The sequence below is a fragment of the Rhizobium sp. BK275 genome, from assembly GCF_014193555.1.
Classification (GTDB): Bacteria; Pseudomonadota; Alphaproteobacteria; order Rhizobiales; family Rhizobiaceae; genus Rhizobium.
Genome location: NZ_JACHZL010000005.1, coordinates 526,256 through 551,524, shown reverse-complemented (window position 1 = coordinate 551,524; position 25,269 = coordinate 526,256). Strand labels below are relative to the sequence as shown.

Genomic DNA, 25,269 nt, shown 5'->3' with positions numbered 1-25,269 from the left:
GGGCAGGCGACAGGCTTGTCGATCTTACTCGAAGATCGCCGCGAACTGCGCAGCCGATGCATCGATATCGGCGGACGGATTGGCCCAGTACTCGCCGATGAAGTCTGTCAGAGCGCCTACTTGCTCCGGCGTCGTGGTGATGGCGTGTTCGGGAACGATCTTGCCGTCGGCCATGAAGGCCATGCCTTTCTGGGTGCAGGCGTCGAATTTGGACTTGTCGACATCGATGCGGGCCGGGATCGAGCCCTTGTTGAGCGAGAACTCGACCTGAACTGCGGGGTCCATCACGACCTCGGCCAGCAGCTTTTGCGCTGCGTCCTGGTTGGCATCGTTCGTCTTCAGGTAGCCGAAGGCGTCCGCGATATAAATGAGGCCAGGGGAGGCGGGGGAAATGGCGCAGCCAAAATCCTTGTCGGCGACTTTGCCGGCTGCCGTGAACTCGCCCTTGGCCCAATCACCCATGAACTGCACGCCGGCCTTGCCGGTGATGACCATGGCGGTCGCGTCGTTCCAGTTACGGCCGGCAGAGCCTTCATCGACATAAGTCCGCATCTTGCCGAAGATTTCGAGAGCCTTCTTGACGCCGTCGGAGGTCAGGGCTGCCTGATCCTTTTCAGCATAGATCTTCATGAAGCCGTCCATGCCCACCTGGGACAGGAGCACCATGTTGAACACCTTCACCTCCTGCCAGCCCTGGCCGCCCCAGGCAATGGGCGTCAGGCCCGCGGCCTTCAGCTTGTCCATGTCGGCGAAGAAGGCGTCCCAGTCTTTGGGCTCTTCGGTGATCGCGGCTTTGCTAAAGGCGTCCTTGGAATAGAACATCCAGCTTTCACCGTGGATACCGGTCGGCGTCAGATAAACTTTGCCGTCATAGGTGATGTAATCATAGAGCGCCTTTGGAAGCGCATCCTTCCACTTGCCGGCTGCCGCCACGTCATCCATCGGGTTCATCAGGCCCTGCTCGATGAATTCGGCCGGGTCCTTACCAACGACGACCTGCTTGGCCGTCGGGGGATCGCCGGCGACGAGGCGGTTCTGGAATGCGGCGTTGGCATTTTCGAAGCCGGCAATCGTGGAGCTCTCCCACACGCCGCCGCGCTTTTCGAATTCCTTCTTGATGGCGTCGACGGCGCGGCCTTCGCCACCCGATGTCCAGGAGGTGAAGACCTCCGCCTTCAGTTTGTCGTCAGCATTGGCAAGGCCGGCAGCGCCAAGCAGGATTGTGCCGGCAAGCAGCATCGTCATTCTCTTCATTGTTCCACCTCTTGAATAGGCCCTCTTTGCGGAGCCGTTTGGTTGCAAGGATCGGTTAGCGATAGATCGGCAGCAGCGCCTGCCGTACGAGTGTCAGGCCATTGGCGATGTCGCCGACGGGATCGGCTGCGGCGTCGAGTTCCAGGATTGCCCAGCCGCTGAACTGGCGATCGCGAAGCAGGCGGATCCAGGCCGGCCAGTCGACGCGACCAAGGCCGAAACCACAGAAGAAGGGACGGTGGCGCTCGTGGATGTCTGCGCCGATCGGCGTGTCGGCCGGCATTTTGCCGATCGCATCCTTCCAGTGGGCGATGATGACGCGCTCATGGTGTCGATCGACGAGCTGGATCGGATCGGAGCCCTCGAGAATGATATGAGCCGTGTCCGGGCACATATGTACGTAAGACGGGTCCGTCAGCAGCATCAGAAGATCGACGTCGCGGGCAGCGGCAAAGATGGAATGTGCTTCCGTATGCACGGCGAGCTTGACGCCCTTCTTGTAAAGGATGGCACCTAGCCGATTCAGGAAATCGGCGATGACCTTGGCTTGGTCGAAATCGCGAAAATGCACTGGCTCTTCGCCCGGTGTCTGGCGCATTGGCACACCAATGACCATGACGTCGCCGCCGCAGGCCTTGATGAAATCGGCATATTGTTCGGCCTTGGCGATGATGGCTGCCTGTGCGGCAGCCTCGGTAAAATCGCCGGAAGCCTCCAACTCCGCGAAGAAGCCGGAAGCCAGTTGAAGTCCGCGAGCGGAAAGCTCGGCGCTGAATGCCCCCACAGACCCGTAGGTCTTGATCGCGTCCTGCCAGTTGAAGGGGGAGAAGGTGAGCTCGACGCCGGTCACGCCCGAGGCTTGTACGCTGTCGAGGATCTTGTCCCAGAACTGCCGTGGCTGATCCTTCGCATGTTCGACGATTGCGTCATAGCTGTCGACGCCCCAGAAGCCCGGATGGAAGAAGGTGACCAGGTCGACACCAAAACGCAGATTATCGCTCACGGCCATTATTCAGTCCCTCCATTCAGACATAGCTCATCCGTCACGAGAGGCACCTCCCACGTCGAATTTTATTCAGAGAATTCAATGTATTGGCAATTGGCAATCGATTGCCATGCCTGGATATTAGTCAAGCCGATAAAATATGCAACGCTTTTCTTCGAGTTTTTGGCAATCGTTTGCTATAACGGGACTCGCGAGCCGAACAGGGTTCGGTTGCGCTGGGCTAAGTGGATGGAATGATGAAGAAAACTGTAGAGAGCCTATCCACAGAGGGATCATCTGCCTTGATGGCCGACGTCGCGCGCCTTGCCGGTGTGGCGACGTCCACCGTCAGTCGTGCTCTGGCCAATCCAGGGCGAGTCAACGAAAAGACCAGGGCAAGGATTGCAGCGGCAGCCGAACAGCTTGGCTACACGCCCAATGCCGCGGCCCGCAACCTGCGCATCGGCAAATCCAACGTAATCATGATCATCTTGCCGGGCTCGCTGCATTACGGCGCGTCCCAGATCATCCCCCAGGTTCTGGAGGCTGTAAATCGCACGGTCATCCGCAATGGCTATAATCTGATGATCGCCAACCTCGACCGCGACGAAAGTTCCGAGCGGCATATCCTCGATCTTGCCTTCGGAGGGACGGTGAGGGGGGCGCTGATCCTGTCGTCGCAGTTGCCGGTGGTCGCCAACAGGTCGCTTGCCGAGGCGGGGCTGCCGATCGTCTCGCTTTTGCTCGACATGAGCGACACTTCTGTTCCAAGCATCATCACCAATGACAGGCAGGCTGTGAAAGAGGCGGGCCGGGAGCTTCTGGCGCTCGGGCACCGCCGCTTCTTCTACATCGCCGGTCCGACGGGAAACTATCACGACATCGAACGCTATGCCGGTCTTCTCGAAGCCCTGCACGAGGCAGGACTCTCCGAACAGCATGTAACGCGCTCAGGTGGACAGTTCACCTTCCAGTTCGGTTTCGAGACGGGTCTGCAGGCGGCCGAAGACTTTGCAAGGCTCGATGAAAAGCCGACCGCCGTCGTGGCGACGAGCGACGATATGGCAATCTCCTTCATGAGCAAGGTTCAGAAGATGGGATGGCGTGTGCCTGAAGACCTGTCGATCGTTTCGTTCGACGGGTCTCCGGTCTGCGAATATTGCGCGCCCCCGCTCTCGACGATCAAGCAACCCATGGAGGCTCTCGGAGAGACCGCGACAGAATTCCTGATTGCCAGGATGGAAAAGTCGGATGAGATGCGGGAACTGCGCGTTGTGATTCCGAGCCGGTTCATTCGCCGTGAAAGTATCGGAGTGAACTCAAAGTTTGCGACATGAGCTTACTTTGACAGGAAGACGCATCCTGACCACTAAGCGCGACCGGGCTTCGGCTGAGCTACAGATCGGGCGGCCCAGGCAGAGATTTTCGTCAAGCCTTTTCCTGCCTTTGGCACGTGAGGGCGCCATCCCGGATGCCGGCAAGCTGGTCGCTCTGGCGTTAGCCATGAACAGCGATTGAGACACCAGCCGCAGCACCGATCAGTGCAGCTCGATATTCACGTCCGCGAGCAGCGGTTCCAGACCGGGAAGATCTGCATCCGTCGCCCTGCGCAGCTCCCGCGTAACCGCCGTCAAGGCCAGGTCGAGAGACTGAGCGCCGAGTTCGATCTTCAAATCTTCCGCTAGCGCCCTTGCATAGGTGATCATTCGAGCCAAAGCCACCAGCTCGTCAAGATTATCCATATCTGCCGCCGCTGCGTGCTGAAGCTTTCCCGACCCTATGACCGTCATATCAATTCTCCAGATTGCGTAGATGACCATAGGGACAGTTCGGTACTAAAGTGCGTGAAAAACGCGTGAAACACTTTATGGGTGCAATGGGATCTAAGCCTTTGAGCGGGCTAGTTGTTCTGACCAAAGCGTGGTTTTCCTGAATTCCCAATGGCGATTTCTGGACACGCGCTGATTAGCTGCGCCGCTCACAGCTTCGAGAAGCGCCAGAGCATCGATCCGCTTCTGATCGACCGTGCGGGCCTTCAGCATATCCAGCCAATACTGCTTCTGGGACGCCGGTATTGCCGCACATGCGCGAACGATGAGAGCCCAGCTTCTCTTCTTGAAGAAGAGGTTTGCAGCGGTTTGTTCGAGAGCCAGGCGAAAGGCTTTATCGAAGAACTGCAGTCGCTCCATCTCGTCCAAAGTGCTTCTCACATTGACCATTGGCACGGTCAGTGCATTGCCGCCCAGCTCCATCGGCTCGTGCAGAAGCGCGACATCGGCGTCGTCGACGATGGTTCCGCTGACATAGTCGTTGAAAATCCGTCCAACGCCGATCATGCCAAACGCTTGGCATTCGGCGGCACGCAAGGCGCCCATGCTGGCGGCGCCCAGCACCGTGACATCGAGCGAGAGCGCAAAGAGGATTTCCTTATGCCAAACCGGCGCGGTATTTTCAAAGCCGCCGTCAACCAAGCCTATGACGTTGGCGCCATCTTCCACCGCTCTTAACACATCGCCCTGAACAGCAGGTGGCCGGAGAACGATGTCGCCTGAGGCGTGGCTTGCCGCATCCGGCAAACTCGGGCCGATAAAAACGACCTTCACCAGCGCATCGCCCTTGCAAGGGCACGTTGGCCGAAACAATGGAGCCTGTTGCCCTCGGGGTTCTCAAGATCGGATATGAACATCTTCACTACCGAAAATGGTAGGTTCGCAGGCGTCAGGGGGAGGGCAATCACTGAGCCGATTCCGCTGGCGCGAAATCTCGTCAGCAGTTCGTGCAACAGGACCGATATGTTCCCTGCTGGTCTTGTGATGGCGGCCGCAGATACCGGCGCGGGGACGGCAAGAAAGGCGCTACGGGTCTGCGCCGGAAGAGGCGTCGTGAACAATTCAGGCCAGACATCGTCACGGGCGCCGCTGATATAGGTCAGTCTCGACTGAAGCGCTTCCGTCACGGCTCGGATTGCCGCCCGCACGGCCCAGGGATGAGCGCCGCTTCCTCCGGTGACCTCAACGAACCGGAGCGGCGCCTTGCTGTTGACCGCTGATGGGGCGACGAGCGCGGTATAGCAGGGAATACCGATATCGCTCGTGATGTCGAAAAGTTTCACGACAAGCCCGGCCGCCTCGATCCTGTCGATCAGGCCTGTAAGCGCGGCGTCGGCAAAACTTCTCGGATCGACACAGCATGCATCACGCTTGGCATCGCTGACGATCTGCCACAGGACGTGGGCATCGCGCTCGATGCGCTCCAGGATGCCATGAAACATTGCCTCCTCCAGGGTATTGCCCGAGGCAAGTCCATCAGACGACATCCAGAAACGGTTATGTCTCGTTCGGTCGAGGACGGCGGCATCCTGCGGAACATGGATCGGCTGGTCGTGCAGCAACTCGGTTGCCAGGCTCCAGGCCAATTCCTCGTCTTCGCCCACGACCTGTTCGCCGCTTGCGATTAGGCAATCGAGCGGTTCGGCGCGATCGCCCCGGCGTCTGAGGTCTCGTGCCGACGACACCGTGGTGACGGTGATGGGGTCGCCCGCCACCGCACGTTCCAGGGCCTCCATCGCCGCCGAGACTTTGGCGTCGATATCCTCAAGTCCCTTGCCTTGGGCGATGACAATGGAGCGGGAGTTCGGCGTATAGGCGCACCAGACCGGAAGACCGACACAATCGAGATCGGTCTGTCGTGACAGGCGCGTGATGCCCATCGCCTCTAAATAAAGAGCGACACGGGACAACGTGTCCCGCGGCGCAATCGTTCGGTCAGAATAAGGATCGGAATGACCGGTCAGCGTCGCTCGCCTTCAGCCATCCACGTGGCCGGAGAAAACCGTCTGCGCTGACGAGACGGCGACCGCGAAATCGACATTCTTGATCAATGTGCCGCCGGCCTCTCGCTGCTTGACGGCTGCGGCCAGGTCGGTGCCTGCTGGCACCTGCAGTGGTGTCACAGTTCCCGCGTCAATGTCCACCAGCCAAAGTCCCTTGTCGCCCGATACACCCAATACAACAACTTTTGCCATCATATTCTCCGTTAGGTTTTTGAAAATCCGGCCTTGAAAAGACCGTCCCGGTAAAGCTCTTTTTGCCACTGCTCCTTGAAGGGCACCAAGGCGAGCCATTTCTCGACCTCGAAAGCAGGGTTGAGCATTTCGGCGCGTTGCCGATAAAACTGTGCCCGTTTTCGATCGCCGATCATCGCGCAGCTGGCTGCCGCGATGCGGTAGGCCGGTGCCTTGTCTTTCATTTGATCGACATAGGCGAGCGCCTCCTCGTAGCGTTCAAGGAAGTAGCTCGCCCCGGCCGCGCACCAGAGATAGGCGTCGGGTGCGATCGGATTGAGTGAGATCGCTTTCTTGATTTTCTCGAGCGCATCTTGCGGCCGCGACGCATGGACCAGCGTATCCGCATGGCTGTAGATGACGTCGGCATAATGCGGGCTGAGGCTTTCGGCGAGCTCAAGTGCCGCAACACTGTCATCGACAGCACCCTGGTAGAGCTTCGTCACTCCGAGTTCTCGATGCCCGGCTGCCGATTCTGAATCTCTTTCTATCGCCCGGAGCGCCTGATCTTCCGCAAGCTTCAGCAGGGCGGGATCGCCTTGCGTGGTCAACAGCCACTCGCTGGTGAATGTCCGCGACAGGCCTGTGAAAGCAGGGGCATAGTCCGAAGAAAAATGCAGTGCGCGCTTGAAGGATTTCCGTGCACGCCGGATATCCGGCAGGCTAAGCTTGGTGAGCAGGCCGGCGCCGACGAGATAGGCATGATAGGCTTGCGGGTCAGCCTCGTTGCGAAGGCGAATGCTTTCGTTTCGCCTCAATTGTCCCGAAACGGCGTCGGCAAGTTTCTGGGCGATCAAGCGCCTTTGCGTCGGCAGCGTCTCGACGGCCATTTCAAATCGGGCTGCCCACAAAATCTCGTCGGTCGGGAAATAAATGAGTTGCGCATAAAGCCCTTCTCCAGAAAGCCGTGTGTCCAGGAGGTAGGAAATCGAATGCCGTTGAACGATCGTGGCCTTGTCGGAGTCGCGGCGGATCTGCTCGGCTGTATGGGGTGCGACGACGGATATGTTGCGTAGCGCGCAGAGCTCTATCGTGACATCCTCGATAAGGGCGTCGGCAATTGCCGCCTGCCGCGTCAAGGCCGGTGCGCCTGGAGGCAAGAGAACAAGCCGTGGCGCTGGTGTCGCGGTTATGATCTGCGGCAGGGTGGTGTCTTGTTGCTCCGCGATGCGGCTGCTTGCGACTGCCACGGATCGCGTCGCCCGCAGGTGGCTTTGCGAATGATCATCCGCCGTGCCGCGAAGGATGGAGCGGATCTGCTCGTCGTTGGGAAAGGTTTCAAGAAGTTGAAGTCCCGAGCGGCGCAGAAGGCGACGTTCCTCATCATCGCGAATATGATCCGCAGCCCTGACGAAGATATCCCTCAGGGTGAGCACATGCAGCTGCCGTTCGCGCTCGATCCATCCATCGATCGCCTTGGTTGATGCGCTGAGACCGGGAATGAAGCCACGTTGCACAAGGTCGCTGACGACGGCCAGTTGCGCCACTGGCTGCTTTTTCGTTCGCAATATGTCGAGATCGACCGATATGGCGGCCTTGTTCAGGGTGACGAAAGGCGGCCCGAAATTCAGTATCTGTTCGTCGGATACGGTCGTTGTATCGCGAATGCGTGAAATCAGCTTCCGCAAATTGAGATCGGCAAGATGATCTCCGGTCTCGTTCCACAAGAACCGCGCAAGCTCTTGTCGGCTGCGCTGATGATCCGGCGAGCAACACAGATAGGCCAGCATCACCAGAGCCTTGACCGGATAGCGGATGGGCGCGCCCAGGCCATCTGTCAGTCGCAACTCGCCAAAGGTCTGGAGATGAATCACGAAAAGTCCTCAGGCGCCGGCCTCTGGATGGGTGACGTTATCAATGTCAGAAGTCGTGTTCCTGGCAAGGCTCTTGGCCAGGGCGATGAGCTTCTGCCTGATCTCTGGGCTCTCGATCGCCATGAAGGCGCGATTGAGAGCCTGGGCATCCTTCGACATCAAAAAGGCATTCACGTCATCACGGCCGTTGCTGACAAGGCTGTAAGCGGCAGGCTCGGTGTGATTTTCGAAGAAGAATTGAACGGGTACGCCCAATGTTTCGGCGATCGTTTGCAGCCGGCTCGCGCCAATGCGATTTATGCCTTTTTCATACTTCTGGATCTGCTGGAAGGTGACGCCGATCCGTTCGGCAAGACCGGCCTGCGATAGCCTGAGCAGCTTGCGGCGCGCTCGTACTCTGCTGCCGACATAGACATCAATCGATGTGGGCGATTTGGCCTTCATGGCTGGTACCTCCGATCATGGAATGATCATTGCGAGGTTTGCGCAAAAATGCAACCGAAAGTAATATAATAGTTTTTATGATAGGCGTCGCGGCGGATGCGTGAGCTATTTGGGGCACCAAACCTGTGCCAAGCCCAAGAGCGTGCACGGAGCAGCATGGCACGTATTGACCGGTTGGGGCTTGGCGAACCGGTTACCGTCTCTTGCGCCGCCTCTGCTTGTTTGAATGAATAGCGCCTTCCTTGACGATTAAATCCTAGCTTGTGCAACAAGCGAGAAGGTTGCCACTCCTTCTCGTTGTGCTGGATGTCTGAGATTGCGACGACGGTGCTTATGCTTTGCTCTTGTGAACGACCTCCGCAATCGTCACCTTCTTTGGGATCAGCCTAAGTTGGAAGAAGGTGTCGGCGATCGCCTGCTGCTGGGCGACGACGGAATCATCGAGGCTCTTGACGCCGTAAGACTGGCGCTCGAGCGCCTTGACGAGAACCGGTTCAGGAATGCCGACCGAAGGCGACAGTTCCGAGGCCGCAGCTGCGGTGTCGGACTTGGTCCATTCGTCGATCTCGGAGATCGCATCGATCAGGAGACCGATGACCGGCGCATGTCCATTGACCAGTGTCTTCGTGCCGAGATAGAATTGGTGATTGGGAACGATGCCTTCACCATTTCGGAGCTCGCGTGCCTCGATCGCCACTTCCGCAGCAGCCTGGAAAGGATCCCAGATAACCCATGCATCGACCGCGCCCTTTTCGAAGGCTGCGCGTCCGTCGGCCGGTGCGAGGAATGAAGGCTCCACGTCCTCATAGGTCAACCCAGCCTCTTCGAGCGCCTTGACCAACAGATAGTGTACGTTCGATCCCTTGTTGAAGGCCACCTTCTTGCCCTTGAGCTCGGCAACGGACTTGATGGGACTATCCTTCGGGACAAGGATGGCTTCCCCTCGTGGGGCAGGCGGTTCGTGAGCGATATAGACAAGTGGAGCATTCGCGGCCTGAGCGAAGATCGGCGGCGTTTCCCCGGTCGATCCGAAATCGACAGCACCGGCGTTCAATGCCTCGAGGAGCTGAGGGCCGCCTGGAAATTCTGTCCATTCAACCTTGTAGTCGATGGCTTCCAGTTTCTTTTCCAGTGTTCCTTTGCCCTTCAGGAGCACCAGGGTTCCGTATTTCTGGTAGCCGATACGAATGACCTTGTCGGCCGCGCCGGCTACTCGGACATGTGTTAGGGGTGTCGCGATGGCGCCTGCGACTACCGCTGTAAACGCTCGTCTTGTGATCTTCATCATACTCTCCGGACTAGGACGAGGCTAAATTAAAGTATCTCTAGATATTTACTAGAATATCTGTACCCAAAGACACGCCTGTCCCGAGTTGGCTTTTTCATTCTCGCCTGCCAGCGAGCAAAAGATCCGCATTCGAACCAGGGCAGAGCAAGGTCTCGCGCTGGCAAAGCGATCCCGTTGCACTCGGCTACATCTCTATCTGATCGCCTTGACCTACGCTCCTTCCACTGGCGGCGGCGAAGACTGTCAAATGGGTTACTGCGGCTATCGCGACAATTGAAATGGCTGCCTGCCGCGCTAGTTTAAATTGTCAAGCTGTTGGCGTCGATGCGTCTGGTCGCGATGCGCATGCCGCCAGCTCCGCTGTGACTGAAGACACGGACACACCTGAATGATGACCGTCTCGGGAAACGTCCAGGAAAAAAGAGATCGCGATCATGTGCCCAACCGTTCGAATGACGCATGCCTGAAGATGCTTCATCGCCGCTGGGTTGACCTCATCATCGTTCGATGAACCGCCACACGGGGGTAGAAAATGTCCAAGCATGAACTGGTTGTCGTGGTGACGCTTGCATCTCTGTTTGTGGTTCAGGCTGCCCATGCAGACGGTCCGGGCGGTGTGGCCCGTGGCCTGAAGACGGCGCCGGTATTCAGCTATATTTCCGAAAAGCGCCGAACTGCAGCACCTTTTGCGCATGTGATGTTCTGCGCCCGAAATCCGGATGAGTGCAAGGCTCGCGGCGACCTGTCCGAAGTCTCCTTGAGTCTCCTTGCGGACAAGCAGCTTCATGCCGTCAACACCTCGGTCAACCGCTCGATCCGCCCGGTGGACGAACGGCCCGATCAGGGCGATGTCTGGCAGGTGAATGTCAAGGCAGGCGATTGCGAGGATTTTGCGCTGACGAAGCGCGACCATCTCATCGCCATGGGTTGGTCGGCGAAGGCACTGCGGATCGCCGTGACCAAGACACCCGCCGGCAAGGGCCACGCGGTTCTCGTCGTCAAGACGGATCGTGGTGATCTGGTGCTCGACAACCGCATGAATGAGATCAAGAGCTGGACGGATACGGATCTTCGGTGGCTGATGATCCAGTCAGGCGATAATCCGCGGATATGGTACGAACTTTAGATGCATCTGCATGTGTGATCTCCGGCCCGTATGGGCACGGATCAGTGGCCACATAATACTGCTCGCCGGCCTGAAATTCGCATATCCGAATTCCACGATTTCGGCCCGGACCAGTAGATCCTCGCTTACATCGACGGTGTCACAAAGCTTCGTCAAAACAGCAGTCTCAGTCATCAATCAACCTCGGAAATTGGAAAGCCGACAGCCAAGGAGATCGGCTGCCGACCGCTCGCTTATATGCCTGAGCTCAGGCCGCTGCACTCACCAGGCCGTTTAATTCAGTAAATTTGCTAGCCATCTGCCAAGGGGTGTTTCTCTGTTGCTGCAGCGCTCCAGATATTAGCGAGGCGCAGGCATGTTGATGCCAGGAAGCGCCAATTGAGGGAGACGTTCCATGACTGCACCGCATCCTCCAAGAACCCATATCGGCAATCATCCCCTGCATCCGGAAACCCAGATGCTGAACTATGGCTATGATCCGGAACTCTCCGAAGGGGCGGTCAAGCCGCCCGTCTTCCTGACGTCCACATTCGTGTTCAACTCCGCCGAAGACGGTCGCGATTTCTTCGATTACGTCTCGGGTCGGAAGGAGCCGCCGGAAGGAAAAGGGGCAGGCCTTGTCTATTCGCGTTTCAATCATCCAAACAGCGAGATCGTCGAAGATCGACTGGCGGTGTACGAAAAAGCCGAGAGCGGCGCGGTATTCTCATCGGGAATGTCCGCCATCGCAACGATGCTGCTCGCCTTCGTTCGTCCGGGAGATACAATCCTCCACTCACAGCCGCTTTATGGCGGGACGGAAACCTTGCTTGCGAAAACCTTCCTCAATTTTGGCGTTTCCGCAGTCGGTTTTGCCGATGGCGTCAGTGAAGTCTCGGTAAAGACAGCGGCCGAGGAGGCAATGGCCAAGGGCCGTGTCTCTGTCATCCTGATCGAGACGCCTGCAAACCCGACCAACAGCCTTGTCGACATCGCGATGATCCGGCGGATTGCCAATGTAATCGGTCAGAAACAGGGCCATACGCCTGTCGTCGCCTGCGATAACACGCTCCTTGGCCCGGTCTTCCAGCGCCCGATCGAGCATGGCGCGGACATTTCCCTCTACTCCCTGACCAAATATGTCGGCGGCCATTCGGATCTGATCGCCGGGGCAGCGCTTGGCAGCCGGGCGCTGATCAAGCAGGTGAAGGCGCTTCGCGGCGCAATCGGCACGCAGCTCGATCCGCATTCATGCTGGATGCTCGGGCGTTCGCTTGAAACGCTTCAGATCCGCATGGAGCGCGCCGACAGCAATGCCAAAGCGGTGGCGGACTTCCTCAGGCAGCATCCCAAGGTCGAAACGATCCACTACCTGCCATATAGCGATCCCGATTCCGCCGTCGGCAGGACATTTGCGGCCCAGTGCAGCGGCGCCGGTTCGACATTCTCCTTCGATATCAAGGGTGGCCAGCCGGCCTCGTTCCGGTTTCTGAACGCGCTGAAGATCTTCAAGCTTGCCGTCAGCCTCGGCGGAACGGAATCACTGGCATCGCATCCGGCAACCATGACGCATTCGGGCGTGCCGGCCGAGGTGCGCCAGCGCATCGGCGTCCTCGATGCAACGATCAGGCTATCGATCGGTATCGAACATCCAGACGACCTCATTGCCGATCTCACCCTGGCGCTCGATGCAGCATAAGCCTCGTCGTCAACTCGCAACCGTATTGGGCCGCTCAGCGCCGGCCCGATATCGCTCGGCTGACGTGTTCGGGATTTGAGATGCAGACAGTGCCGCCACAGCCATCCCCTTGCGACCATCTGTTACTGCCCATCGATCGCGAGACACCTGTGAATCCTGACGGTCGGATCGTCTCGCAGCACTAGCCGCGCAAACTGTCGGGCCTTTCGATGAAGGCGTTGCCTGAGCCATCAGCGGCAGCTCTGCCACCCGACATCTTCTGCGCCAGGCGTTTGATCGCATCGCCGAGGTCGGCGATCAGGACGTGGCTTGCTGGAACGACGACGAGCGAAAAGACCGTTGAAACCAGCAATCCGCCAATGACCGCGACCGCCATGGGCGCCCTGAACTCGCCGCCGATCTCGTGGCCGAATGCCGCCGGCACCATGCCGGCCACCATTGCCAGCGTCGTCATGACGATCGGGCGCATCCGCTCGGCACAGGCTTCGATTGTCGCTTCGATACGTGACAGGCCCGACCGCTCGAGCTCGATTGCGAAATCGACAAGCATGATCGAATTCTTCACGACGATGCCCATCAGCATGAGGATCCCGATGACGACCGGCAGCGACACGGGATGGCCGGTGAGGATGAGGGAGGCAACGACACCTGAAAGCGCAAGCGGAAGAGGGGTTATGATTGTCAGCGGTGTGAGCGGGCTGCCGAACAGCAAGATGAGCACGACCACCACAAGGCTCAAGCCCGCGATCATGGCGAAGGCAAAACTCGTAAAAACGCTGTCCGTGGAATCGGAATCGCCGGTAGCCCGCATTTCGACTTCCGCTGGCAGCGCCCCGACGGACGGCAAGTTCTTGAGCGCTGCAATGCCTTCGCCTTGCGTGATCCCTGCTGCAAGGTCCGCGCCGATTTCGACCCGACGCTGACGCTCCATGCGATGGATGACGGACACGCTTTCGCTTTCCTCCAGGCGTGCGACTGCCTCGAGCGGCACGAGGGTCCCCGATGACGTCACGACCCGCAACTGTCGCAGCTTCTCCGACCGGTCTATCCCGGCATCCTCGACGAGCGTGCGGATTGGGATCAACCTGCCGCTGTCCTTGAACGATGGCAGCCTGGAATCGGCATCGCCCAACGTCGCGACCCTGATTGCTGTGGCGACCTCTCTCGCACTGACGCCAAGATCGGCAGCTTGCTCCGGCGACACGATCACCCCGAGTTCCGGCTGGCGTGTCGCCTCCGACGAAGCCGGATTGACGAACATCGCGTTGGAGCGCATTTCGGTCAGGATTGCCCGGGCGGCCCGCGACGCCTGCTCACCATTGGCACTCAGGATTGCGAACGATACATCCCGGCCGCCGCGGTCGTTGATGAATTCGAAGCGAAGGTCGGGAATGGCCTTCAACAGAGCTTCGACGCTTTCCTGGATTTGCTCAAGCCCAAGCTTGCGCTGGCGACGATCTGCAATGGACATCACGATGACCGACTTGCGGATGTCACGTACGCCGTCGGACCCTGATCCGGCGCGCACGAACACGGTCTTGATATCCTCGATCGCCTTGAGACGACGGGCAACCAGATCGCTCACCTCTTCATTGTCGGCAAGGGTCGAGCCTGGCGGCAGCTCGATCGAAACCGTCATCCGGCCGGTATCCTGCGCCGGCAGAAACGCGCTCGGCAGGAAACCGGCAAGCAGGATCGTCAGGGCAAAGAGGCCAGCCGCCAGCCCGGCTGTGATCCATCGCCATCTGATGGCCAAGCCGACAAGCCCACGATAACGTGCGACCAGACGCCCTTCTGCATGCGCTTTGCCCGGCGACGTCAGGAAGTAGGCGGCAATCAGCGGGGTCACCAGGCGCGCGACCAGGAGCGAGAAGAAGACGGCGATCGCGACCGTCAGGCCGAACTGCCGGAAATATTGGCCTACTTCGCCAGGCATCATCCCGACAGGGGCGAAGACGGCAATGATGGCGGCCGAGATTGCAATGACGGCGAGGCCGATCTCGTCGGACGCGTCGATCGCAGCCTTGTAGGCGCTTTTGCCGAGGCTTTTGTGACGGACGATGTTTTCGATCTCGACGATGGAATCGTCGACGAGAATTCCTGTCACCAGGGTGATCGCAAGCAGGCTCAGCATGTTGAGCGAGAAGCCGGCCAGTTCCATGACCCAGAAGGTCGGGATTGCCGAAAGCGGCAGGCTGATGGCGGCAATGACGGTGGCGCGCCAGTCGCGCAGGAAAAGGAAGACGACGACCACGGCAAGAATGGCCCCCTCGATCAGCGTGCTGCGGGCAGACAGAAAGTTGGCGAGCGTCAGCGTGACGCTGTCGTCGACGATTTTGAACTCCGTTCCGGGCCTTGAGCCGGCCATCTCCTCAAGAGCCGAGGCAACTTTTTCGGCAACGTCGACGTCTCCTGCGCCCGTCGCCTTGTAGACCGTAAAGCCGATCGCCGGCTCGCCGTCGACGCGCGCAAAATCCTGCCGCTTCTCCCTCGTGTCGGCAACCGCAGCGACATCGGAGACCGAGACGCTCTTTCCCTGCGGCAAGGCAAGACGAATGGCCCTGAGCTCGTCGAGGGTTGAAACGGCTGCCTTGGTTGCCACCGTCATGTCCTGCGCGTCGACACTGCCCCGCCCGGACGGCAGATTGAACTGGCTTGCGGCGATCTGATCGCTGACCGAGGCCGCCGTCAGGCCGAGAGGAGCGAGCCTATCCGCCTTCAGGAGAACGTGGATTTCCCGATTGACGGTGCCGACGAGTTCGACGCGGCCAATTCCGGCCAGTCCCTGGAGTTTTCTCACGACGACGTCGCTGATGAAAAAGGACAGATCTTCCGCTGACATCGAGCCGCTATGGGCCGAATAGGTGACGACCGGCTGGTTTTCGGGATCGATCCTGTCGATGACAGGTTCATCAATGGCCGCCGGCAGCCGATCACGGATCTTCGTGACCGCGTCCCTGACGTCGGAGACGGCTCGGTCGATCGGCACGCCGATTTCAAACTCGACCTTGGTCTCCGATCGACCTTCCGAAATCGTGGACTCGATATGCTTGATATCGGGAAGGGCCGCGACGCTGTCCTCGATAAGCCTGGTGATCTGGATTTCGATCTGATCGGGTGCTGCCGCGGATTCTTCGACGGTCACACCGACTGCCGGGACATTAATGGCCGGAAAATAGGTGATCGGCAGCGTTGCGTAGCTCTTCAGCCCGAGGCCTGTGAGGATGACGAACAGGAGAATGACGGGCAGCGGGGTACGGATCGCCCATGCGGAGATGTTCATCGGATAACCTCAGTTGCTTTCGGAAACCGGGCCTGCATCGGTCTGCACCACGACCGGGACTGCGTGATCGCCGGCCTCCATGAAGCCGCCCGACTTCGTCACCACCAAGTCGCCTTCGTCGACGCCGGAGCGGATCTGAACGAAACCGGCTTGGCGAAAACCGAGCGAAACCGGCTTTCGTTCGATGCTGTTGTCCCTGAGGATCTTGATCGACGGTTCCTCGCCGGAACCGGCAATCGCCGAGGCGGGCAGGAATATGCTTTTGCTGCTTCCGATCTCGACACGTGCCGAGGCAAAGGCGCCGATCGGTGCCGCCAATCCACGGGGCAGGGTGATCCGGGCGCGTCCGAGCCGTGTCCGGTCGGCAAGCGCCGGCGCGACGAAACGGACGGTGCCTGTCAAACCATCACGACCGTCGCCGAGAAAAACATGAGCGACGGCGCCGACGGGCACGACATCGAACTGGGCCTGCGGGATTTCCGCTTCCAGTTCGAGCTGGTCGTCATTTGCGATGACGAAAAGTTGCTCGCTGGATGAGGAAGCGGTCGCGCCGACCTTGGCGGACCGGTTGATGATCCGGCCGGCCACCGGCGCAACAATCGTCGCATAGCTCAGTCGCAATTCAATATCCTTGCGCTCCGCAGCGACAGTTTTGGCGGCTGCTTCTGCCGACTGGACAGCCTGCCTGCTGGCTCGCACCGTCACCTCTGCGCGCGCGAGCGCCTTTTGTCGCTGCTCAAGCGCTTCTTGCGACATCAACCCCTTGGGAACGAGCTTTTGCGCGCGCGTAAGATCTGCCTCTGCTTCCTCCTGCGAAATCAAGGCATTGTCGAGCGCGCTTGAGGCCTGCCCGAGTTGTGCTGCCGCGCTCGCCGCCTGCGCGTCGTTTTGCATAAGCTCGACATCGATCCTCGATGTATCCAGTGTCGCAAGCACTTGTCCGCGGTTGACACGATCGCCTTCCTCGGCTGCGATCGAGACTATCCGGGCTCCGGAGAGATCGGTATTGACGAGCGTCGTTTCCCTTGCAACGACCGTGCCGACAACGGAAACGCTCTGTTCGAGAACCTGGGCTCTCGCAGCGATGACCGACACTTTCGGCGCCTCCATGTCAGCGGCGAAACCGTGGATCGGCAGCCCCGCGGTCGCAGACAGCAGGGCGATCGATACCAGGCGACCCGTTCTGAAGTTTTGGAACGGTCGGTCGCCCTGCGACAGGCAGAGCGTGCGAGAGAGCGGCATGAAGGAGGTCATCTATTCATTCCCTGCGCGATTCTTGTTTGATTGCCGGATATTCAAGGCCGCCGCGTCGGCGACCCCTTGGGTTTTGAACAGGATGCTTCGACCAGCCGAGTCAGAACCGGTAACCCAGCATCAGCATGGTTTTCGACTGAACCTTTTCCTTGACGATTGGGCTGTCTGCCGCGTCTCCGACCAGGAAGCCCACGCCTTGTTCACCCCTGACCACCCAGTTCTCGTTGATCAGGTAGGTGGCCGAGGCGGAGAGATCGACGCTCTTGATCCCAGCCCCGGCCTTGTATTGCGCATAGCCGGAACGGGCCGATTGGGCCGCGTCGACACCGAAATAGGCTTCCATGTAGTTGTCGTCCGCAAAGGTGGCAGAGGCCTCGGCGCCGAGGATGAGATGCTCGGACAGGGGCTGCGAGATTGCCGCGCCGGCGGTTGCGAGCAGGCCGTCGCTTCCGCCGATCGTCTTGTCGACCGAGACGAAGAAACTGGCGGGTCCAAACGTATAGGTGGCCTTGCCGCCGACCGTCACGCCGAAATCGATGTCGCCCATACCGCGCAGCGCGTCAGCATCGTCTTCGTCACGGCCCATGTCGTAGCCGACATTGACGTCGAGGCGGAAAGCATCCTTCTCGAAGGCCTTTATGTCGATGCCGGTCGGATCGATGGTGATCCGGTCGAAGAATTCGGCCGAAACGAAGGGGAAAGGCGAGACTTCAAACTCATCGCTTCCCTCATATTTCGGATTGAAGGAAGCGCCGGCACCGATGACGACGTGCCAATCGTGCAACGTCTGGCGGACCGGGCCGAAACGCTCCGGGTCCGGCGGTGGCGGTTCCTGCGCGGTCTGCCCGTCGCTTGTGAAGTCGGCGGCTTGCACGGCAAAGGGCGATAAGAACAGCGACGCCACGGCGATGGAAAGCAGCCGGGACCGATCGGCGGTCAGTTTGTTAGAGGCAGACATGAATGCTCCGAGGTTGACTTCGCGTGCATCCCCCGAGACCGACCTGGAAGCACGCCACGCCTCAGCAGTGCCATGCACGATGGGCATTGCGTGTTGGATGTTGTTAAGAATTGTTTCTGCTTGGGCGGCGGGTTCTGCGTCATAGAAACATTTCTTCACAATCGCGGGAGAGGACGGCCTCGCCCGTCATGATAAGGATGAGGCCGAAGAACGGAGGTGGCGTGATTGGTTGATGAGCGCGCACGAGCGGCCGTCGAACGGCCGAGGATCCTGATCGTCGAGGACGATCGTCAGATTGCCGAAATGCTGCGGGACAGTCTCGTCGAGCAGGGTATGGATGCGGAGCTCGCGGGCGACGGTGCAGCGATGGACGCGAAGATGCGTGCGATGCCCTTCGATCTCGTTGTCCTCGATGTCATGCTGCCGGGCGAAGACGGTTTCAGTCTCTGCCGGCGCCTGCGCGCAGGTGGCGGCATCCCAATCCTGATGCTGACATCCTTGAGCACCGACATCGACAGGATCGTCGGGCTGGAGATTGGCGCGGACGACTACGTCACCAAACCCTTCGTTCTGCGTGAACTCCTGGCCCGAATCAAAGGCCTCCTGCGCCGGTCGGGCTTGTCGGCACAGCGGGGGGCGAAACCCGCGCCGCGATTGTTGCGTTTCGAGGGCTGGCGGATTGATCCGGCCCGGCGTCAGGTCCACGATCCGGCCCAGGCTAGGATTGCCATGACCACCCACGAGTTCGATCTGCTTCTTGCCTTTTGCCGCAATGCCGGTCGGGTTCTGACGCGCGAGCAGTTGCTTGCGGTCACGCATGCGGGGCTCGCCGGTCCTATCGAGCGCAGCATCGACGTGCATATCAGCCGGCTCAGACAGAAGATCGAGAAGGATCCCCGCGATCCGCTTCTCATCAAGACGGTCCGGCTTGGCGGTTACGTGTTTACCGCGCGGGTGGAAGAGGCCGATGTTTAGACGCCTGCATCGTGTCACGATGACGATCCGCGGCCAGATCACCATCATCATTCTGGTTGCGCTGGTGACGATCATCACCATGGGTGATGCGGTGGAGCGCTGGGCCAGGGAAGATCTTGCCGCCCCGGATCTCGAGAATATCGCCGAAAAGCTGAACGCCATCGCCGAGCTTCTCGGACCCGCCTCGCCTGAAGATCGGCAGATCATCCTCGCCAACGCACGTCGCGCCGGCTGGGACATCGAACTCACGCCGAAGGCGACCGCGAGCCGGTTTGTACAGTCTTCGAGCCATCAGAGCTTTCTGGACATAGTCGCTGCGCGGTTGTTTCCACCAGACAACGAGCCGCCCATCGGCGGCTGGCAGACCTTCCTCGATGACCGGCGGGTGATTGCCGCGCGTGTCGACGACGGCACGATCGTCATCACCTCTGGTTTTCCGGATTCCATGCTGAGCAGCGCGTTCCTGGGACGCGGCCCCTATTACTTCGTCGCCTTTTTCGTATTGATCGGTTTTTTCTTCATATTCGCGATCAGAGCGATCACGGAACCCATACAGCGCATTGCCCATGCGGCGGCGGTTTCCGATATCACCACCGGTTCCCCTGTTTTCGAGGAGAGGGGAACGGTCGAGATCGTTGCATTGGCCCGGGCATTAAACGGCATGCGTCGGCGCATCCGTCTGATGATCGAAGCCCGTACCCGGATGCTGCGCGGCATCGGCCACGATCTGCGCACGCCGCTGACGCGACTGAAACTGCGTGTGGAGCGGATGGGCGACGGCGGTCAGAAAGACGCCCTGCTTTCCGACATCGATCGGATCGAGAGCCTCCTGGTGGAGAGCCTGAACTATCTTAGAAACGACTATGCGACCGAGATGATCGAGCTCGTAGACGTCGCCAGCATCCTGCAGACGGTCTGCAGCGAGTTTGCCGATATCGGCCACGCCGTCCGATACACCGGGCCGAACCGGCTTCTGGCCAGGTGCCGGCCGCTTTCCATCACGCGCGCCGTCACCAATCTTTGCGACAACGCCGTTAAATTTGCAGGCAAGGTCGAGGTGACGATGGCAGAGCGGCCGGAAACCGTAATGATCATCGTTGAAGATGACGGCCCCGGTATTCCGCAGGAACTTAGAGAGCGGGTCCTTGAGCCGTTCTTCAAGTCGGACCAGTCTCGTGCTGGAGGCGGCTTCGGCCTCGGTCTATCGATCGTCGCAGATATCGTTCACGCCCACCAAGGCACATTGGAGTTGCGACAGCGCAATCCCGTCGGTCTCAGCGTTGTTGTCGCGATACCGAAATGAAGGGCGAAGCGGCAATCTGCAATCTGCTATCTAAGGTTCTTCAATGATCGCCGTCCGACGTGCATGTTCGGTGTTGAAGATCGATCGGTCGCTTTAGGTCTACAAGTCCAGGCGTGATGAGCAGGCCGAATTGAAGCTCAGGATCAAAGACATCTGTCAGACACGGGTATCGAACTCCTTGCAAGGCTTTAGAAGCCGTTGCCGTTGCGAGCCAAATTGAAACATTCTCGTTGGTTCAATTATCTCTGATAGGAATTCGTTACCGATAGCCATAGTGCATTCGCAATTATGCTAATATTTAGTGTAGATTGCCCCTGGATTTATGTTGTTTGCCGCGGCAGCAATAGAAAAAGAAATGGAACATTCACCTCATCGCCTGCTGTTTGGTGAGAAGGTGAATGTTCGTTTCCATCTTTTTCTTCGTAGTCGAATTGTCTTTCTTTTTTCGGGAATTGGTGGTCTCGGGCGCAACTGCCTGTGCAGATGTTATTCTATCGCTGCGGGGAGGGCGGATGATGGTAAAACGACCGATTAGAGCGGGAACGCAGTCTCCATCTCTCACTCAAATACGTGCCGGAGGCGCCGGCACGAGCGTGCTGACGGACACGCCAGGCACAATCGCCGGTCCCGTGACCGGTATTGATTTGGGCACGATATTCGTCCCGCGCCCGCTCGATTTTGTCGGCAATCTCTTTGAGCAAAACCGCCCGGGTGATGCGGTTGTCAGACCCGATGACCTGGTTGCGTTGCGCATCGAGACGCGCAATCTGACGATCGTTGCAGGGACTCCGCCCCGGCTGAAAAAGCAGGCATCGGGAGCTGCCAATATCATTTTGCATTTTCCGCCCCAGTCGATCACCGAGGAAACGTTTTTCGAGACCCGGCCCGCCGGAACTCAAAACCCTGCCGCGCAGCGGCCTGACGAGCAGGTAAAGCAGGACCCCGCGGGTGGTACCGAAACTCCGCGTGCGCCTCCGATAAGGGCGCGCATTGCCGGGGAATCGCGACTGGTGTTCCAGGTGCCGGATGGCTTTGACGTCCCTTATACATTGGAGGGCGTTCTCGACGCCTGTCAGGCACTCAGTCTAAACGTGGCGGCAAATGCGGGACCTCGCGGTGCGGGGCGGCGCGTATTTACCACGACCGATCTGTTCGATAGCCGCAGGTTGGCTGCCTTGCCGGCCGCAAAGCGTGCCGCCTTGGCCAGTTTCGCGATACGAAGCACCCAGATTGCTGCTGTCCAAAGTGATTTCGCAACATTGAGAGCGCGCCAGTTTTCGGGCGGCACTGCGCTTAAGGCGCTGCCACGGGATCGTTTCGATATCGATATTGCCGTGCCGGCCAGACCTCGTGCGCCTCGTCCGGCACTGCCCGCGGCGCTAACGACGTCGATCGAGTTGCCGTGGCGGCTGATCCTGTCGCCCCATGCCGCTGAAAAATGGCGCCATGCGGCAGCCCCTGCGACCTCGCCGGCCACAAGCCGCACTGAACTCTGGCACTCCAGGCTCGTCGCTCCCGATGCCAACGGCAAGACGATCGAGCCGCCCTATGACGATCCCAACCGCACCGTGCGGGCCATTTGGGCGCTGACCGGCGAAGGTTCGACCAAGTCCATGCAAAGCGGCTGGCCCGTCCCTGTTGCCGCCGCACTGCCGGCGCCCAGCACCGCTCCCTTCCGTATGCCGCTCGACGATTACGATCGGTTCCAGATTACGCATCTTTCATCGAACTTCTCGGTGTCGAACTACACGCCGCAGCCCGTCGATACCAATCTGATGATGCTGACCGCACTTGGCGGCTGGCTTGAATCACGCGGCAACTGGGATCCGCCGGGTCTTTCGGTCGAGGAGTGGGGTCATCGCGCCAGCATGGGGCGAGACCACTATGTGCGTGTCGTCTATCGCGGCTTCCTGTTCCCCTTTGGCCATCGTGTTTCCCTGGTCAAAGTCAGCGAGCGCAAGTTCCACAACGGCGCCAAGGACGGTGAGGGCAAACCGGTCATCGAGCAGATGCCGGGCAACGCTGCATATTTGCGTCAACGCTTGTTTCTCATCGTACGCGAACGCGAGCGCAACTATGCGGAGCCCGGTGCAGATCAGCTGCGAAACAATGCGGGAAATGTGTTCTATTCCCGCCAGTTCCCATTCACCAGCATACGGGTTCTCACGCAGGTAACGCCAAATCTCGATCAGCCGACGGCTTCGGACGTCGCCGGATTCGGGCAGCGTATGTTCTGGCCCAATGTCAATGGCCAGCCATTTAAATTCCAGTTCATCGCAACCGATCTCGATGGGCGGCGCGTGGCTTTTGATCTGCCGATGATTTTCATGGATAACACGTTGGCATGTCCGCGTATTCTGAACCCGGGCAGCAGCAAGCTCGTTCCTGATTTTACCGCGGCGGAAACCAATGCAGCCATCGCGAACCAGAGCTATACCAATGCCGGCCCCAAACATACGGCTGGTCTCAATCTGCAGCGTGTTGCGATGGCCACGAGCGTCAAGGCCGGCGATACATCGGTCCAGGTCGAGGAGATCGATTTTGGCGGCGAGGTTGAGGCCAACAACCAGACACTGCGCAATTTCAGCAACGGGCTCAACCGGCCGGTATTTTTCCCCAAGGTCGCTGAGACACGGGCTCGCATCGGTGCGCTCGCCCATCTCAGCGGCAGCACCAAATCGAACGCTCTGGTCTGGAACGCGTTCTATCTCAAGAAGGGCTTCGACACCAATGTCGGCGAGGTCTTTGCCGACGTAAAGAACGATCCCAACATGGCCAAGCTCGATTTTTCGTCGCAAGGCGATCGGTCGGGCGGTTTTGTCCAGCCTAATTTGAAGCCGAACGCCTTGTCCCGTTTTGCCGGTCCGGTCATGGGAGATGTCGGCCAGTTTATCGAAGGCAAAGTGCCTGCCGGCGGTGGCTTCCCGACGTCGATCAGCGATCTGCCTTTGCCTTTGCTCTTCGGCTGCATTCCGCTCGGCGAAGTCATCGAGGCCGTTGCAAATCTCGTCGACTCGCCGGAAAAAATTCCGAAGTTCGGCAGCGAAGCCAGCACCCAGGTCGAATCCTTCATCAACGGCCTGGTGCGTCTCTATTCTTTCATTGAAGGCATCGCTTCGCAGCCAAGCAGCATCGGCGATGCTGCAATGTCGGCCTTCAAGGCATCGCTGAACGATCTGCTTGCGCAGGCAAAAGCCTATGCTGCCGCGCAAATTACCCCTGTAGAGGCAGCCGCCAACCAGCTCATGACGGCGCTCAACGATGTCGCAGCCAAATTGCAGGCTCTCGCCTCGCTCGTCGTCAATGGCGCCGCCACAGCTCCGGATCTCACCAATATCCCGGTGAGTATCGCGACGGCCCGTGCCCACTTAGCCGACCTCAAGACCGCGGCTAACGCGAATATCGGCGGCGTCAATCTGCCATCAGGTATCCGCCAGAGCCTTCTCGGCTTTGTTGCCCAGCTCGATACGGTTCTTGAAGACCTTCAGACCCTGCCCGTGCTTGTGGCACAGGGAAAGGCGCTGTTCGACGCGCTGGAAGCCATTGTTGGCGATCCAAGTCAGATCGAAGCCCTGTTCTCCGATCCGGCGACGCTGAAAACCCGGGTCGAGGCGGTGGCTGCTGCCATCGGTCCGCTCAAGACGACCGTGAGCGGTTTCGATCTGCTTGACGGTGCCCCGCGCAAGGTCATTGTCGACGCGATGACCGCCGTCGAAGAGGTCCTCGGGGGCATTGCCGATCTGCTCAAACTGATAGAAGGGCTTGTCGGCGAGGAACTGACAATTCGCTTCGACTGGAACCCGGAAATCGACAGCTGGTGGCTGCCGGGAACGGCACACACGCCTGACAAGGCGCTGTTTCGAGCCAACGACAAACATGGTTTCCTGATTGCTGTGGAAGCCAAGGTCAAGAAAAACGGTGCTTCGGCACCCAAGATCAGTGTCTCCTGCGGCCTCAAGCATTTTGATCTCGTGCTGATTGCGCCTGCCAGCTTTCTCGAGCTGAACTTCGAGAAAATTGAATTTTCCATCGACAGTGCCGCCAAGATGGATGTCGATGTGCTGCTCAACGACATCAAGTTCGTCGGTCCGTTGAGTTTTGTCGAAACCTTGCGCGACCTCATCCCGCTCGATGGTTTCAGCGACCCGCCTTATCTCGATATCTCGACCAAGGGCATCGATGCCGGCTTCTCGGTCACATTGCCCAGCATCAGCATCGGGGTGATGAGTCTGAGCAATCTGGGTCTTGGCGCCGGGTTTACCGTGCCCTTCATCGGTCAGCCGCTCAGCGTCCGCTTCAACTTCTGCACCCGCGAGCAGCCGTTCTGCCTTACGGTCTACATGTTCGGCGGCGGCGGCTTCTTTGGTGTCACCATCGATCCGCACGGTGTCCAGATCCTCGAGGCGTCGTTCGAGTTCGGCGCCAGCATTTCCATCGATCTCGGTGTCGCCTCGGGTGGCGTGCATGTCATGGCCGGCATTTATTTCCGCATGGAACAGGACGCCGCCTCGCTCACCGGCTATTTCCGGCTCGGCGGCCATGTCAGCGTGCTCGGCATCATCACGGCCTCGCTCGAACTCTATCTGGAGCTTCGTTACGAGTTCCAGTCGGGCAAATGTGTCGGCAAGGCGCAACTGACGATCGAGATATCGGTGTTTATTTTCTCCGGTAGCGTAACGATAACCTGCGAACGCAAATTCTCGGGCGCCAACGGCGATCCGAGCCTGCGCGAGATGCTCGGCTTTAATCCCACTGTCCCGCTGGATCAGGAACTCGGCCAGATCGATGCCGATACTGAATATGCATGGCGCGACCATTGCGAAGCTTTTGCCTGAGCGGGGAGG

18 protein-coding genes are annotated in these 25,269 nt (G+C 59.2%); 6 read left to right on the top strand and 12 right to left on the bottom strand.

The genetic code is table 11. From position 1 onward, the window contains the following. Positions 1-24 precede the first annotated feature (24 nt). The gene (locus FHT82_RS18870) at positions 25-1,254 is read right to left on the bottom strand and encodes an ABC transporter substrate-binding protein (protein WP_183734138.1); all 1,230 of its coding nucleotides are present in this window, start codon (positions 1,252-1,254) and stop codon (positions 25-27) included. Between the two features lie 55 nt (positions 1,255-1,309). After that, positions 1,310-2,263, bottom strand: coding sequence for a sugar phosphate isomerase/epimerase (locus tag FHT82_RS18865; protein WP_183734136.1), 954 nt, complete (start codon positions 2,261-2,263; stop codon positions 1,310-1,312). 281 nt (positions 2,264-2,544) lie between these two features. On the opposite strand from FHT82_RS18865, the gene FHT82_RS18860 reads away from it, so the two are divergent. Then, the gene (locus FHT82_RS18860; RefSeq protein ID WP_183734134.1) at positions 2,545-3,576 is read left to right on the top strand and encodes a LacI family DNA-binding transcriptional regulator; all 1,032 of its coding nucleotides are present in this window, start codon (positions 2,545-2,547) and stop codon (positions 3,574-3,576) included. Positions 3,577-3,777: 201 nt separating this feature from the next. Here the strand turns inward: FHT82_RS18860 and FHT82_RS18855 are convergent, their stop codons facing one another. The 7 genes from FHT82_RS18855 to FHT82_RS18825 all read right to left on the bottom strand — a co-directional run bounded on the left by FHT82_RS18855 (position 3,778) and on the right by FHT82_RS18825 (position 9,845). After that, complete coding sequence (locus tag FHT82_RS18855; protein ID WP_183734132.1) at positions 3,778-4,059, bottom strand: hypothetical protein; 282 nt, start codon at positions 4,057-4,059, stop codon at positions 3,778-3,780. 63 nt (positions 4,060-4,122) lie between these two features. Continuing rightward, a complete protein-coding gene (locus FHT82_RS18850; RefSeq protein ID WP_183734130.1) occupies positions 4,123-4,842 on the bottom strand; it encodes a TfuA-like protein in 720 nt (239 codons plus the stop codon). Continuing rightward, positions 4,839-5,996: a YcaO-like family protein gene (locus tag FHT82_RS18845; protein ID WP_183734213.1), complete on the bottom strand. Its 1,158-nt coding sequence runs from the start codon at positions 5,994-5,996 to the stop codon at positions 4,839-4,841. The genes FHT82_RS18850 and FHT82_RS18845 overlap by 4 nt, the downstream gene beginning before the upstream one ends. A 48-nt stretch (positions 5,997-6,044) precedes the next feature. Beyond that, complete coding sequence (locus FHT82_RS18840) at positions 6,045-6,263, bottom strand: hypothetical protein (RefSeq protein WP_183734128.1); 219 nt, start codon at positions 6,261-6,263, stop codon at positions 6,045-6,047. An 11-nt stretch (positions 6,264-6,274) separates the two neighbouring features. Beyond that, positions 6,275-8,116 (bottom strand): peptide antibiotic resistance protein, encoded by a 1,842-nt coding sequence (locus FHT82_RS18835; protein WP_183734126.1) that lies wholly within the window; start codon positions 8,114-8,116, stop codon positions 6,275-6,277. Between the two features lie 9 nt (positions 8,117-8,125). Beyond that, complete coding sequence (locus FHT82_RS18830; protein WP_183734124.1) at positions 8,126-8,560, bottom strand: helix-turn-helix transcriptional regulator; 435 nt, start codon at positions 8,558-8,560, stop codon at positions 8,126-8,128. Positions 8,561-8,891: 331 nt separating this feature from the next. Continuing rightward, the gene (locus FHT82_RS18825; protein ID WP_183734211.1) at positions 8,892-9,845 is read right to left on the bottom strand and encodes a sulfonate ABC transporter substrate-binding protein; all 954 of its coding nucleotides are present in this window, start codon (positions 9,843-9,845) and stop codon (positions 8,892-8,894) included. A 535-nt stretch (positions 9,846-10,380) separates the two neighbouring features. Between FHT82_RS18825 and FHT82_RS18820 the strand changes: the two genes are divergently transcribed. Continuing rightward, positions 10,381-10,974: a transglutaminase-like cysteine peptidase gene (locus FHT82_RS18820; RefSeq protein WP_183734122.1), complete on the top strand. Its 594-nt coding sequence runs from the start codon at positions 10,381-10,383 to the stop codon at positions 10,972-10,974. A 394-nt stretch (positions 10,975-11,368) separates the two neighbouring features. Beyond that, entirely contained in the window at positions 11,369-12,652 is a 1,284-nt protein-coding gene (locus FHT82_RS18815; RefSeq protein WP_183734120.1) for a cystathionine gamma-synthase family protein, read from the top strand. Between the two features lie 181 nt (positions 12,653-12,833). On the opposite strand, the gene FHT82_RS18810 is transcribed toward FHT82_RS18815, so the two are convergent. The 3 genes from FHT82_RS18810 to FHT82_RS18800 form a co-directional block, all read right to left on the bottom strand. Then, complete coding sequence (locus FHT82_RS18810; protein WP_183734118.1) at positions 12,834-15,935, bottom strand: efflux RND transporter permease subunit; 3,102 nt, start codon at positions 15,933-15,935, stop codon at positions 12,834-12,836. 9 nt (positions 15,936-15,944) lie between these two features. Further along, complete coding sequence (locus FHT82_RS18805) at positions 15,945-17,189, bottom strand: efflux RND transporter periplasmic adaptor subunit (protein ID WP_183734116.1); 1,245 nt, start codon at positions 17,187-17,189, stop codon at positions 15,945-15,947. Between the two features lie 100 nt (positions 17,190-17,289). Next, positions 17,290-18,147: a MipA/OmpV family protein gene (locus tag FHT82_RS18800; RefSeq protein ID WP_183734114.1), complete on the bottom strand. Its 858-nt coding sequence runs from the start codon at positions 18,145-18,147 to the stop codon at positions 17,290-17,292. 225 nt (positions 18,148-18,372) lie between these two features. On the opposite strand from FHT82_RS18800, the gene FHT82_RS18795 reads away from it, so the two are divergent. The 3 genes from FHT82_RS18795 to FHT82_RS18785 all read left to right on the top strand — a co-directional run bounded on the left by FHT82_RS18795 (position 18,373) and on the right by FHT82_RS18785 (position 25,260). Next, the gene (locus tag FHT82_RS18795; protein WP_183734112.1) at positions 18,373-19,122 is read left to right on the top strand and encodes a response regulator transcription factor; all 750 of its coding nucleotides are present in this window, start codon (positions 18,373-18,375) and stop codon (positions 19,120-19,122) included. Further along, positions 19,115-20,425 carry an ATP-binding protein gene (locus FHT82_RS18790; protein ID WP_183734110.1) on the top strand — a complete coding sequence of 437 codons (1,311 nt, stop codon included), beginning with the start codon at positions 19,115-19,117 and terminating at the stop codon, positions 20,423-20,425. The genes FHT82_RS18795 and FHT82_RS18790 overlap by 8 nt, the downstream gene beginning before the upstream one ends. Positions 20,426-21,018: 593 nt before the next feature. Continuing rightward, positions 21,019-25,260 carry a hypothetical protein gene (locus tag FHT82_RS18785; protein WP_210276808.1) on the top strand — a complete coding sequence of 1,414 codons (4,242 nt, stop codon included), beginning with the start codon at positions 21,019-21,021 and terminating at the stop codon, positions 25,258-25,260. Positions 25,261-25,269: the final 9 nt, after the last annotated feature.